The following is a 12,272-nucleotide window of genomic DNA, read 5'->3' on the forward strand; positions in this document are numbered from 1 at the left end:
AGTTTGGTCGAGTAGAGTGTAATACAGGTTTCTACGTTGTTATGTTGTTGAAAGTTTAACTGTATTCGCTCTGATTTTGGCTGTTTACCGACTAATGGTATCATTGAGCCACTTCTTCTCATAGATTTTGATTTTATTGCTTTAAAATCTATGTGTAAGGGGTTTGTGAAGCTTAAGGAGAATCTATGCCTCAGATCAGTCGCTCTGCACTTGTACCGTTTAGTGCCCAGCAAATGTTTGAACTTGTTAATGATGTTGAATCTTACCCTGCATTTTTACCGGGATGTTCAGGAACTAAAATTATTGAACGCTCTGATGCGCATATGATGGCTTCTGTCGATGTGTCTAAAGGCGGTATTCGTAAAACCTTTGTGACTCGTAATCAGCTGATTGATTTTAATACCATCGACATGCAGCTGGTTGATGGCCCGTTTCAGAAGTTAGTGGGCGGTTGGAAATTCATAGAGCTTGATGCAACTGCGTGTAAAATTGAGCTGAATTTGGATTTTGAATTTACCAACGGATTGGTGGATGCGGCATTTGGTAAAGTGTTCCGCGATTTGACGAGCAATATGGTAAGTGCCTTTACCAAGCGAGCAAAAGAAATTTATGAGTTCTAATGATAAGTTGATTCATGTAGAGGTTGTATATGCTCTGCCTAATAATCAGCGAGTGATCAAACTGGCGATTAACTTCGAGACTGATGTTCAAGAGATCATTGAGCAGTCCGGTATATTGGCAATGTTCCCTGAGATCGATTTGAAGAAAAATAAGATCGGTGTGTACAGTCGTAATGTAAAACTCAATGCGACGGTACGTGATGGCGATAGGATAGAGATTTATCGACCTTTACTTGCCGATCCGAAAGAGATCCGTCGAAAGCGTGCTGAACAAGCAAAGAAAGAAGCATTAAAAGCAAAATCTGAGGCGAAATAATACGGTAGCCACGTGGTTTGTTAGTCGCTCTTGACGTTATAAAGCAGATAAAGAAAAAGCTCGCCAATGCGAGCTTTTTCATTAATTGATGGCAGTTAAGAAGTTTGGTCCAGGCTGATAATCACCTTTCATTCCAGTTAACTTGTTCTGAGCATCAAACGCCAAAATTAAATTCTTTTGTACGCTGTCTTCATGACCTGGTTGTTGGTAATACACGTAGTACCAAGTGTCAGGGTAGCTTGGTTCTACAAGCATTGGTGAACCAAGTACATAACGTACTTGTTCTTTGTTCATGCCCATTCGAAGCGTATCAATATCAGATTGCTCAAGGTAGTTACCTTGGTTGATATCAATACGGTAAACCAATTTCTCAATTACTGAGCAACCACTAAGTAAGCTTAACGCTAGTGTTAGTGCGGCGATATTTTTCCAACTCATAGCATCCTGGCTTTTTAGCTTTAACTGCTGCGATGATAAACAAGGTCAACGCAGAAGTAAAAAAAGTGGTAAAGAAAAAACTCTAATTGAGACTGCTGTCAGCCCCTATAGTTGCATTTCTACTTCAGTTTATTTCATCTTAGCCAAAATGATTAGCGATATGTCTCATTAATCAGAACATAATGCTAATTTATATCAATATTTATGCGGCAATCAGTAATTCTTTCGCATTCGCTAGCGTACGGTCGGTAATCTCACTTCCGCCGAGTAATCTTGCTAACTCGGCAACACGTGCGTCGTCATTTAAAGGGCACATGCTTGTTTCTGTTTGTCCTTTGGTACTCTTCTTGGCAACAAACATTTGCTGGTGCCCACAACCTGCCACTTGCGGTAAGTGCGTTACACACATGACTTGGGTTGAATTGCCTAAAGTACGCAGCATTTTTCCGACAATTGCGGCTGTTGGTCCACTAATACCGACATCGACTTCATCGAATATAAGGCTGGGTGTTTCTATTTTTTGGGCTGTTATCACTTGAATGGCTAACGATATACGCGATAACTCACCGCCAGATGCGACTTTACCTAAGGGTTGCAGTGGCTGACCTGGGTTGGTCGATACCAAGAAGGTGATGGTATCGAAGCCTAGTGGGCTTAACATTCCTTCTGCATCATTTTGTACGTCAATTTTAAAGATGCCATGTTCCATGCTGAGTTCATGCATGCTGCAAGAGATCTTTTTATCAAGCTCTTTGGCATAACGGTGGCGACTTTTACTGAGTTTTTCTGCTGTTGCTAAGAATACTTGTCGTTTATTTTCAACAAGCTCTGCAAGTTCTTCCAGTCGCTCATCACTACAATCAAGTTGTTCTAACTCTTTGAGTAGATCTTGGTGTTTCTGGAACAGTTCGTTAGGCATAACGTAATGCTTACGGGCTAACGATAAAATCTTAGCAATGCGTTCTTCTAGGTAGACTAAACGTTGAGGGTCCATATCCAGATTATCTAAGTAACCCCGTAGCTCTTGGCTCGCTTCTTGAACTTGGATAATGGCATCTTCCAGCATTTGTGGAATACCACTCAAGCTATTATCGAATTCACCCAAGGATACGACTTGCTGGCTTGCCATTTGAAGCAGCTGTAAGGCATTGCCATCATCGTTGTCATATAAAATTGATAGGGCGGTTTGGCTCGAAAGTGCAAGTTCACCGCTATTTGATAAGCGTCTATGTTCTTCTTCTATCTCGCTGTATTCGTCTTCGCCAAGTGCTAAATCATGCAGTTCTTTTACTTGGTATTGAATAAGCTGCTTTTGTGCTTCATTTTTCTCACGATTTTGAGTTAAGCGCTTTAATTCATTATTTGTCTGGCGCCAGTTTTGATAAGCCTGACGTGTTTTATCCATTAAAAGGTGATGACCAGCATATTGATCCAACATTTGCTGTTGATAATCAGGGCGCATTAGCTGTTGATGGGCGTGTTGACCATGAATATTGATCAATAATTGCCCTAGTGACTTCTGCTGAGAAGCAGGAACAGGGCTACCGTTGATAAACCCACGTGAACGACCTTCTTTTGTTATCACTCGGCGAAGAATACATTCTTCACCATCGACCAATTCATTGTCTTCGAGCCAGCGGCGTGCTGCTTGGTTATTTTTTAATGAGAATGTGGCAGAAAGTTCTGCTTTATCTTCGTTAGGACGAACCATAGACGCTTCAGCGCGATCACCCAGGCAGAGGCCAAGCGCATCAATCGCGATAGATTTACCTGCACCGGTTTCGCCAGTAATGGTGGTCATTCCTGACTTGAGTTCAAATTCTAGGCTTTTGACAATAGCAAAATTGGAGATAGTCATATGAGAAAGCATGTGTTCACCTGTTTAAATCAACACCTGTGTTTTTACACAGTATATACTGTATCTACGTACAGTAAAGTACTGTGGTGAAATATTTGATGAAAAAATCAAATGGGGTAAGTCGATGAATTTCAGGTAATAAAAAGCCAGCAATAAGATGCTGGCTTTATGCTTTCAGAAAAAGCGTTGTGATTAAAACAGTTTACTTGACCAATTCAGTTTGGCGCGGAGTACACCGTAGTAGTTATAATTCTTAGGGTGAATAAGCTGTAATTGCTCAGGGCTTTGATAGATATGCACTTCATCCCCAGGGCTAACAGGCAGTGAAACCTGCCCATCACAGCTCACTTCTAATGTACTGCCGTTGTCTGGCGACACCAATAATTTGATACAACTGTTACCATCGACCACTAAAGGACGACTTGATAGTGTATGTGGAAACATCGGCACTAAGGCAATCGCATTTAAACTTGGTGACAGAATAGGGCCACCACCAGACAGTGAATAAGCCGTTGAGCCTGTCGGGGTTGCAATGATCAAACCATCAGAACGTTGAGAGAAGGCGAAGTTATCATCGATATACACTTCAAATTCGATCATGTGAGCGATCTTATCTGGGTGTAATACAGCTTCGTTTAATGCGGCGTTCCGGCTTTTTATTTGTCCGTGACGATGTACTTCTGCTTCTAATAAAAAGCGACGTTCTGTTACAAACTCACCCTCTAACACTCGGGTTAATTCTTCTTTGAAGCTTTCTGGAGCAAGATCTGTCAGAAAACCTAAATTACCACGGTTAACACCAATCACAGCGATGTCGAAACGCGATAGCACGCGCGCCGCGCCTAACATGTTGCCATCGCCACCGACGACAATCGCGAGGTTCGCTTTATCACCAATAGTAAGCAAATCGCACAAACAGTCTTGAGGCACATCAAGGTCGTTCGCTAATCGATGATCGACTAAAACGTCGTAACCTTTGCCTGTTAACCAGTCAAAGAGGGTTTTGTGAGTTTGCAGAGCATCTGGGTTTCTTGGCTTACCAATTAACGCGATTGTTTGAAAAATGCGCTTCATGTCCTTGATCCGACAAATGATAGTGAAGCCAGTATAGCCTTAGGTTTAGAGACTTGTCGCGCTTTGTTAACGAACTCTGCTTGAATCATTGAAGTTCATCCCCATAATAGGCACATGAATGTTTTTTTTGAGTAGATAATACTGGTTTATCGACTCAAATTTGTGAACAATTGTATTTAAAATACATCAGTATCTTGGCGGAGAAGTAAAAGCATGAACAATGAAGACAAAAAACTACAGGATGAACAGCTGCAGAAAGAGACTGTAGAAGCGGCTGAGACTGTTTCTGCTGAGGAAGAATTTGTAGAAATTACTGCTGAAGAAATGCAACTCGCACGTATTGCTGAATTAGAAGCAGCGCTACTTACGAGTGATGCAAAAGTAAAAGAAGCGCAAGATAACGTGCTTCGTGCTCGCGCTGAAGGTGAAAATGTTCGTCGACGTTCAGAAGTAGAAATCGATAAAGCACGTAAATTTGCCTTGAATAAATTTACCGAAGAGTTATTGCCTGTTATCGATAACCTTGAGCGTGCTATCGAAATGGCAGATAAGAATGACGAAGCATTAAAGTCAATGATTGAAGGTGTTGAACTAACACTTAAGACAATGACTGCAACGGTTGAGAAATTCGGCCTGAAGCAACACAACCCTGTGGGAGAAGTATTTAATCCTGAATTCCATCAAGCAATGTCTATTCAGGAAAGTGCAGAGCATGCGCCAAATACTGTCATGCTTGTTATGCAGAAAGGTTATGAGCTTAACGGCCGTATTATTCGTCCTGCAATGGTAATGGTATCTAAAGCTGCTGCTGGCAGTGTAGATATGCAAGCATAATTGTATAAATGCTTTTAAAAGACCCACTACGGTGGGTTTTTTATTTTATTTTGATATTTTTTAGGTGTTGCCCTTGAAAAGGGGATGATTGACCTTATTTAGTAATCATACGACATCGTAAACTTATTTTGTCTGGGTATAACCCATATAGCGACGTTCATTTCGGACGCGCTTGTAAAATTGAATGAATTTCGGAGAAAAGCCTGATGGGTAGAATTATTGGTATTGACTTGGGTACAACTAACTCTTGTGTAGCAGTACTTGATGGCGACAAACCGCGCGTAATTGAAAATGCGGAAGGTGAGCGTACTACGGCATCTGTTGTTGCTTACACCCAAGATGGTGAAACGCTAGTGGGTCAACCAGCTAAGCGTCAAGCGATAACAAACCCAGAAAACACATTATACGCAATTAAGCGTCTAATCGGTCGTCGCTTTGAAGATGAAGAAGTTCAGCGTGACCTTAAAATCATGCCTTTCAAAATCGTTAAAGCGGATAACGGCGATGCATGGGTAGAAGCGAAAGGCCAAAAAATGGCTGCTCCTCAAGTATCGGCTGAAATTCTTAAGAAAATGAAGAAAACAGCTGAAGACTTCCTAGGCGAAGAAGTAACAGCGGCAGTTATTACTGTTCCTGCATACTTTAACGATGCTCAGCGTCAAGCAACGAAAGATGCTGGTCGTATCGCTGGCTTAGAAGTTAAGCGTATTATCAACGAACCAACAGCAGCAGCACTTGCTTATGGTCTTGATAAGAAAGGCGGCGATCGCACTATCGCAGTTTACGACCTTGGTGGTGGTACATTCGATATCTCTATCATCGAAATCGATGAAGTAGAAGGCGAGAAGACTTTCGAAGTTCTTTCAACTAACGGTGATACACACCTTGGTGGTGAAGATTTCGATAACCGCTTGATCAACTATTTAGTTGAAGAATTCAAAAAAGAACAAGGCATGGATCTTCGCAATGATCCTCTTGCAATGCAGCGTCTAAAAGAAGCTGCTGAGAAAGCGAAAATTGAGCTTTCTTCTGCACAACAAACTGATGTAAACCTTCCTTACATCACTGCAGATGCGACTGGTCCTAAGCACATGAACATCAAGGTGACTCGTGCGAAGCTTGAGTCTCTAGTTGAAGATCTTGTACAGCGTTCACTTGAGCCTCTAAAAGTTGCTCTTTCTGATGCTGGTCTATCTGTAAGCGAAATCACTGACATCATCGTTGTTGGTGGTCAAACTCGTATGCCTATGGTTCAAGCAAAAGTTGCTGAGTTCTTTGGTAAAGAGCCACGTAAAGACGTAAACCCTGATGAAGCTGTTGCTGTAGGCGCGGCTGTTCAAGGTGGTGTTCTTGCGGGTGACGTGAAAGATGTACTTCTTCTTGACGTAACGCCACTATCTCTTGGTATCGAAACCATGGGTGGTGTTATGACTAAACTGATCGAGAAGAACACAACTATCCCAACGAAAGCGAACCAAGTTTTCTCTACTGCAGAAGACAACCAGAGCGCGGTAACTATCCACGTTCTTCAGGGTGAGCGTAAGCAATCTAGCTACAACAAATCACTAGGTCAGTTTAACCTTGAAGGTATTCAAGCTGCTTCTCGTGGTATGCCACAAATCGAAGTAACATTCGACCTAGATGCTGATGGTATCTTGCACGTATCTGCTAAAGATAAGAGCACAGGTAAAGAGCAGAAGATCACTATTCAATCTTCAAGCGGCCTAAGCGACGAAGATATCGAGAAAATGGTTCAAGAAGCTGAAGCTAACAAAGAATCGGACAAGAAGTTCGAAGAGTTAGTAACTGCTCGTAACCAAGCTGATCAGCTAATTCACGGTACTCGTAAGCAAATTGAAGAAGCTGGCGAAGCACTACCAGCTGAAGACAAAGAGAAAATCGAAGCTGCTGTTTCTGAATTAGAAGAAGCACGTAAAGCTGAAGATAAAGAAGCAATCGACGCGAAAGTTCAAGCGCTAGTTGCTGCTTCTCAGAAGCTTATGGAAATCGCTCAACAGCAAGCTCAAGCTCAGCAAGCACCAAGCGGTGAAGGCGAGCAAGAAGCAAAGCAAGACGACAATGTTGTTGACGCTGAGTTCGAAGAAGTAAAAGACGAAAAAAAATAAGATAGTTAATTCATAATCTTATTTTCGAACGGGCGTTAGAGTTTACTCTATCGCCCGTAGCTGTATTTAAAGCAGGTGACAGTTAAGTATGTCAAAACGCGATTTTTATGAAGTTCTAGGTGTTGGTCGAGATGCCGGAGAACGTGACATTAAAAAGGCTTATAAACGCCTTGCAATGAAATTTCACCCTGATCGTAATCAGGAAGCAGATGCGGCTGAAAAATTTAAAGAAGTCAAAACTGCCTATGAAATTCTGACCGACCCTCAGAAGAAAGCGGCATACGATCAGTACGGCCATGCAGCCTTTGAACAAGGTGGCGGTGGTGGCGGCTACGGTGGTGGCGGCGGCGCTGATTTCGGAGACATCTTCGGTGATGTATTTGGCGATATCTTTGGTGGCGGCGGCGGTGGTCGACGTCAACAGTCGCGTGCTCAACGTGGCTCCGATCTTCGTTACAACATGGAACTGACATTAGAAGAAGCTGTTCGCGGCTGTTCTAAAGAAATCCGTGTACCAACATTGGTTGGTTGTGATTCGTGTGACGGTTCTGGTGCCAAGAAAGGTTCATCAGCAACAACGTGTGGCACTTGTCATGGTCAAGGCCAAGTACAAATGCGTCAAGGTTTCTTTGCTGTACAGCAAGCTTGTCCACATTGTCACGGTCGCGGGAAGATCATCAAAGACCCATGTAATTCATGTCATGGTCAAGGTCGAGTTGAAAAAACGAAAACCTTGTCAGTTAAGATCCCTGCGGGTGTCGACACTGGTGACCGTATTCGTCTTTCTAGCGAAGGTGAAGCGGGCGAGTTTGGTGCACCGGCAGGTGATTTGTACGTACAGGTACATGTTGCAGAGCATTCAATTTTTGAACGCGATGGCAACAACCTATATTGCGAAGTACCTGTTAGCTTTACGATGGCCGCCGTTGGTGGTGAAGTCGAAGTACCTACTTTGAATGGTCGCGTAAACCTAAAAGTACCATCAGAAACACAAACCGGACGTATGTTCCGTATGCGTGGTAAAGGCGTTAAGTCTGTACGCGGCGGTGCTGTTGGCGATTTGATTTGTAAGCTCGTTGTTGAAACACCAGTTAATTTAAGTACTCATCAAAAAGAGCTACTTAAAGAGCTAGAAGAAAGCTTTGGTGGAAATGCAGCAAGTAAGCATAAGCCAAAGTCTGAAGGTTTCTTCAATGGTGTAAAGAAATTTTTTGATGATTTAACTGGTTGATAATTGATTGATCAGTTAAACGAAAAAAGCCGACGAAAGTCGGCTTTTTGTTACCTATAAATCAGCAGATTACCAACAACCTCCCCCTATTTTTTCGGCAGTTCCAACACCCGCAGCATTGAGATAAAGTATGCCACATTCATCTTTAGTTTGGCCTTTATCAGTTTGTGGTGTGGCCACGACTTTGTATTTATCCATTCCTGAACCTTTTTTAATAGTTAGGTGATATCGTGTTGTATCTGTTTCGCAGAAAGCACAAGTATCTGCAGCTACTATCGAAAAGTCATAAGAACCGCTTTGTGTATATTTTTCTTCGAGCGTAAGTTGAATCTTCATTAAATCAGCCATTGCCTGTGATCGATGGCCTTTAAAAACATGTGATTCATAAGAAGGGTAAGCAATAACGGTTAATATGCCAATAATAGCAACTGCGACAAGTAACTCGATCAGTGTCACGCCTTTTTGTTCATTCATTGACTACCCCTTCCTCTAATATTCGAATTCACTCGATAATTATCTCTTTATAATCAGGGGTATTTTGCTCTGGTGATACGATATGAATCAAGTTGAACTTACGCTATCGACATGTTTATAAAGGGAACTGGGTAATGGCTCGCGAAATGGTTCAATCATTACACCATATACATTTTAATAGCTGGAAGGCTCTTGGCTTTACGCTGTTAGAGCTGATTATGACCCTCGCAATCGTCGCTATTTTAGTTTCTGCCGCCGCCCCTTCGTTTAGTTCTTTAATCGAGAGTAATAAGGTTAAACGCTTAGCAACCGAAATTGAGTGGTTGTTGGTTCAAGCGAAGTCTGAAGCGGTGATGCGTAATGAAGAGCTGAAAGTGCATTTTGTTCGGGATGACTCCGGTGAATTAGCATATCAGGATGATGGTGATTGGGTACTTGCAGTGACGCGAAAAATTGCTGTGATTACAGATCGAGCTTCTGCAAAAAATGCAGCCATTGCACTCATTGATGGCCAAGAGTTCAAGAGAATATCGATAAAAGCATCAACTAATTTTGTTAGCTATACGATTGACCCTGTTCGAGCAACATCGAGCAATTCAGGTAGTTACTGGCTATATATCGATTCGAGTCAAGACGTTAAAGTTATGATTAATCAGTTAACTGGTCGCGTAAGAACGTGTGGTAAAACAGGGGAGTACTATGGCTATAAATCGTGTGATTAATCTTGTTCGCGTTCAACGAGGTATGTCGCTGATTGAATTGTTGGTTGCTTCGAGTCTAGGCCTCATTATTTTAGCTTCAGTAGGTAGCGTTTTTCTAAGCGGGCATAATATGGCAGCCGAACGAACAAAGCAGCTAATGCTAGCCCAAGATGTGAATGATGCAATAAGGATCATGAAAAACGACATACAGCGAGCAGGTTATAACTCGGATAATTCAGGAACTTTGATCTTATCAGGCGCCTCTTCGACTATTGTTGCCGGTTCCGCTAATGATTCAATTAGTTATGTGTATGAAGACGAAAATGCTGAGTGGCGAATTGTGAAGTTTCGCTTTAAATCGGGATCACCGAGTGTGGTTCAAATGTGCGTTAATACGGTGCCAAAGTCAGTAGGTGGTGTAGCGCTGAGCGATGCAAGCTGCGTTGGTAGTGTTTCTTCATTGATGGATCAAGCTTATATAAACGTTACTGAATTTAAGGTGGTGCCAACTCCTCTATCGACATCATCGGCAACGTCTTCAATTATAAATATTAGCTTGTCAGCGACATTAAAAAATACGAGTTATACAAAAACGGTATCAACAGACATTAAAACAAGGAATTGGAATTAATGAATAGTCAAAAAGGAATGGCGACTTTATTAATAACGACCATGTTATTAGTGGTGTCGTTATTGTTTTCATTTGCATCTTATAAAAATATATTTTATCAAATAAAGCGAACTCAGAATGAGGTGTTGGCAAGGCAAGCACATTGGCTGGCGGAGGGGGGGCTGGAGTGTGCTTTTTCAGAAATGAATGCATCAAGTAATCTGCCAAATGATCCAGCCTATATGAATACTTGTAGTAATAATCTTGCGGATACGGATATACGCTTTTCATTCCCGTCAAGCAATCAGATTAAAATTGTGTCAGAAGCCTCATCTGGTATCGTGGCAAAATCAATTGTCACAAAGACTGCTAAGTTTGGCGGAGGGATAAATAGCACGATTAAGATGAATGCTTCCGTTCTAGAACTTACAGGTTCTCAGCACTTTGTCCCCAATCCGACAGAAACGTTTATTAGCGCTGACAATTTCGCTTGTCAGTCAGTTGTGACGAGTGGGGTTGTTAGTTATATAAGTAGCGCAAGTGGTACAGATGAACACTTTTTAACAACGGATAGCACAGTTAGTCACCATGGTGGAGGGCCGGGAGGAGCAATCTCATTTACTTGTGATAGTCGTTATCGTTCTAATCTGTTTGATACAACAAATATACCTACTGGATTTGTTGTGAGTGATCTAGTCAAGGGGTTGGATATTATCGAAAACACCACTGTAGATGTATTTCAAGATATTTTTGGCGTTGACCATGCCGAATGGAAAACAGTTAGAAGTGAGATTGCTCAAGATTCAAAGGGAGATATTATTAGCCCAAGTGTAGTCAATGGAAAAGGTGGGGATGCAGTTACAGCGCAAGGATGGATTACAGAATGTTCGAAATTAGTTGAAGCTTCCTTTTTAGCTGGAAATAAAAAGATCTGGGTCGATGGGTCATGTGCATTAGGTGCTAATATTTTTGGTGGTGTGGTTTCTGATAAGTCAATTATGTTAGTGATTCATGATGGTTTTGTGGAGTTTAATGCTTCGGGTGCATTTAATGGGCTGTTATATCAATATGCATCAATAGCACTCAATGCAAAGTCAATATGGGAAGACCGAGTTGATAATATTACGTTTCCTGTCAGAGCGTTTAATAAATCGGATATAGATCCTAATTTTTTAAATGTAAGCTTTTTTGTCAATGGCTCAACTTATATTGATGGAGCTATTGGTATTGATGCTCCTGAGCGAACCGTTAGAATTAATGGTTCTATCATTCCTTCATATAATGCAGATAAATCAGGTGAGTTTATTAATGGTAAATTAACTTGGCTTGAGGGATCTTGGCATGATATCTAAATCTAAAGGTTTTAGTCTTATTGAGGTGCTGATTTCCTTTGTTGTTCTTACTGTCGGTGTACTCGGCCTCGTAAAGCTTCAAACCTATATGGAAGTGAAATCTGAAAATGCGCTTCACAGTATTGATGCTTTATACCTAGCAGAAGAAAAACTAGAGCGATTTCGGACTCGCTCACAAAGTGCAGGAACTGGCACTATGTTATATAGCGACATAAAGGGTAGTACTGAATCGCTATCAATGGTTGGAACAACAGTTAGTCGAGTTGTTGTCGTAACCAATGCTCCGGTACCAGATGCTAAACAGATTAAAGTATCGATAATTTGGCGTGATCGGTGGAATACAACTCAATCAGTGGCACTAGGCACTATTATTACCAAGTACAGCGAATTCGATTAATCTCCAAAATCACGCCTTGAGAGTAATAAACAGCCCACGAAAACCAATCATGTTCAAATTTTGAACGGTTGGTTTTTTTTGTTTAAAAAAGAGTTGTCACTCGCAAAAATCTCCCTATAATGCGACCTCACTGACACGGAGCACGGCGCTTAGCCAGCAACCTAGTCAGTATGTTCTTTAACAATTTGACCATGCAATCTGTGTGGGCACTCGTGAAATTTTAAGTCGAAAGATTTATCAA

13 protein-coding genes are annotated in these 12,272 nt (G+C 41.6%); 9 read left to right on the plus strand and 4 right to left on the minus strand.

Features of this window, described 5'->3' with window-relative positions; translation table 11 throughout:
- Positions 1 to 185: 185 nt before the first annotated feature.
- Both C9J12_RS17655 and C9J12_RS17660 read left to right on the plus strand, forming a co-directional pair.
- Positions 186 to 620, plus strand: a complete 435-nt coding sequence (locus C9J12_RS17655; RefSeq protein ID WP_107243909.1) for an SRPBCC family protein — start codon at positions 186 to 188, stop codon at positions 618 to 620.
- Entirely contained in the window at positions 610 to 936 is a 327-nt protein-coding gene (locus C9J12_RS17660; RefSeq protein ID WP_011217460.1) for an RnfH family protein, read from the plus strand. Before C9J12_RS17655 ends, C9J12_RS17660 begins: the two co-directional genes overlap by 11 nt.
- 81 nt (positions 937 to 1,017) lie before the next feature.
- Here C9J12_RS17660 and bamE read toward each other — a convergent pair whose 3' ends face one another.
- The 3 genes from bamE to nadK form a co-directional block, all read right to left on the minus strand.
- Complete coding sequence (bamE, locus tag C9J12_RS17665) at positions 1,018 to 1,374, minus strand: outer membrane protein assembly factor BamE (RefSeq protein WP_107243910.1); 357 nt, start codon at positions 1,372 to 1,374, stop codon at positions 1,018 to 1,020.
- A gap of 202 nt (positions 1,375 to 1,576) precedes the next feature.
- Positions 1,577 to 3,244 (minus strand): DNA repair protein RecN, encoded by a 1,668-nt coding sequence (recN, locus tag C9J12_RS17670; protein ID WP_107243911.1) that lies wholly within the window; start codon positions 3,242 to 3,244, stop codon positions 1,577 to 1,579.
- A 180-nt stretch (positions 3,245 to 3,424) separates the two neighbouring features.
- Complete coding sequence (nadK, locus tag C9J12_RS17675) at positions 3,425 to 4,306, minus strand: NAD(+) kinase (protein ID WP_107243912.1); 882 nt, start codon at positions 4,304 to 4,306, stop codon at positions 3,425 to 3,427.
- Between the two features lie 213 nt (positions 4,307 to 4,519).
- Between nadK and grpE the strand changes: the two genes are divergently transcribed.
- The 3 genes from grpE (at position 4,520) to dnaJ (ending at position 8,497) form a co-directional block, all read left to right on the plus strand.
- Positions 4,520 to 5,140 (plus strand): nucleotide exchange factor GrpE, encoded by a 621-nt coding sequence (gene grpE / locus C9J12_RS17680; RefSeq protein ID WP_107243913.1) that lies wholly within the window; start codon positions 4,520 to 4,522, stop codon positions 5,138 to 5,140.
- Between the two features lie 206 nt (positions 5,141 to 5,346).
- On the plus strand, positions 5,347 to 7,266 hold the full coding sequence (gene dnaK / locus C9J12_RS17685) for a molecular chaperone DnaK (protein WP_107243914.1): 1,920 nt from the start codon (positions 5,347 to 5,349) through the stop codon (positions 7,264 to 7,266).
- Positions 7,267 to 7,354: 88 nt separating this feature from the next.
- Complete coding sequence (gene dnaJ, locus C9J12_RS17690) at positions 7,355 to 8,497, plus strand: molecular chaperone DnaJ (protein ID WP_107243915.1); 1,143 nt, start codon at positions 7,355 to 7,357, stop codon at positions 8,495 to 8,497.
- 69 nt (positions 8,498 to 8,566) lie between these two features.
- Here the strand turns inward: dnaJ and C9J12_RS17695 are convergent, their stop codons facing one another.
- Positions 8,567 to 8,971 (minus strand): type IV pilin protein, encoded by a 405-nt coding sequence (locus C9J12_RS17695; protein WP_107243916.1) that lies wholly within the window; start codon positions 8,969 to 8,971, stop codon positions 8,567 to 8,569.
- Between the two features lie 134 nt (positions 8,972 to 9,105).
- Between C9J12_RS17695 and C9J12_RS17700 the strand changes: the two genes are divergently transcribed.
- The 4 genes from C9J12_RS17700 to C9J12_RS17715 are packed head-to-tail and all read left to right on the plus strand — an operon-like array spanning position 9,106 to position 12,031.
- A complete protein-coding gene (locus C9J12_RS17700) occupies positions 9,106 to 9,693 on the plus strand; it encodes a GspH/FimT family pseudopilin (RefSeq protein ID WP_107243917.1) in 588 nt (195 codons plus the stop codon).
- Complete coding sequence (locus C9J12_RS17705; RefSeq protein ID WP_107243918.1) at positions 9,671 to 10,303, plus strand: PilW family protein; 633 nt, start codon at positions 9,671 to 9,673, stop codon at positions 10,301 to 10,303. Before C9J12_RS17700 ends, C9J12_RS17705 begins: the two co-directional genes overlap by 23 nt.
- Positions 10,303 to 11,634, plus strand: coding sequence for a hypothetical protein (locus C9J12_RS17710; protein ID WP_107243919.1), 1,332 nt, complete (start codon positions 10,303 to 10,305; stop codon positions 11,632 to 11,634). Before C9J12_RS17705 ends, C9J12_RS17710 begins: the two co-directional genes overlap by 1 nt.
- Positions 11,624 to 12,031, plus strand: a complete 408-nt coding sequence (locus C9J12_RS17715; protein ID WP_107243920.1) for a type IV pilus modification PilV family protein — start codon at positions 11,624 to 11,626, stop codon at positions 12,029 to 12,031. Before C9J12_RS17710 ends, C9J12_RS17715 begins: the two co-directional genes overlap by 11 nt.
- Positions 12,032 to 12,272 lie beyond the last annotated feature (241 nt).

It is taken from the genome of Photobacterium frigidiphilum (assembly GCF_003025615.1).
Lineage (GTDB): Bacteria > Pseudomonadota > Gammaproteobacteria > Enterobacterales > Vibrionaceae > Photobacterium > Photobacterium frigidiphilum.

Excerpts from the sequence above, each read along its gene's own strand:
- C9J12_RS17655 (WP_107243909.1), top strand. The coding sequence starts at position 186 with ATGCCTCAGATCAGTCGCTCTGCACTTGTACCGTTTAGTGCCCAGCAA.
- C9J12_RS17660 (WP_011217460.1), top strand. The coding sequence starts at position 610 with ATGAGTTCTAATGATAAGTTGATTCATGTAGAGGTTGTATATGCTCTG.
- bamE (WP_107243910.1), bottom strand. The coding sequence starts at position 1,374 with ATGAGTTGGAAAAATATCGCCGCACTAACACTAGCGTTAAGCTTACTT.
- recN (WP_107243911.1), bottom strand. The coding sequence starts at position 3,244 with ATGCTTTCTCATATGACTATCTCCAATTTTGCTATTGTCAAAAGCCTA.
- nadK (WP_107243912.1), bottom strand. The coding sequence starts at position 4,306 with ATGAAGCGCATTTTTCAAACAATCGCGTTAATTGGTAAGCCAAGAAAC.
- grpE (WP_107243913.1), top strand. The coding sequence starts at position 4,520 with ATGAACAATGAAGACAAAAAACTACAGGATGAACAGCTGCAGAAAGAG.
- dnaK (WP_107243914.1), top strand. The coding sequence starts at position 5,347 with ATGGGTAGAATTATTGGTATTGACTTGGGTACAACTAACTCTTGTGTA.
- dnaJ (WP_107243915.1), top strand. The coding sequence starts at position 7,355 with ATGTCAAAACGCGATTTTTATGAAGTTCTAGGTGTTGGTCGAGATGCC.
- C9J12_RS17695 (WP_107243916.1), bottom strand. The coding sequence starts at position 8,971 with ATGAATGAACAAAAAGGCGTGACACTGATCGAGTTACTTGTCGCAGTT.
- C9J12_RS17700 (WP_107243917.1), top strand. The coding sequence starts at position 9,106 with ATGGCTCGCGAAATGGTTCAATCATTACACCATATACATTTTAATAGC.
- C9J12_RS17705 (WP_107243918.1), top strand. The coding sequence starts at position 9,671 with ATGGCTATAAATCGTGTGATTAATCTTGTTCGCGTTCAACGAGGTATG.
- C9J12_RS17710 (WP_107243919.1), top strand. The coding sequence starts at position 10,303 with ATGAATAGTCAAAAAGGAATGGCGACTTTATTAATAACGACCATGTTA.
- C9J12_RS17715 (WP_107243920.1), top strand. The coding sequence starts at position 11,624 with ATGATATCTAAATCTAAAGGTTTTAGTCTTATTGAGGTGCTGATTTCC.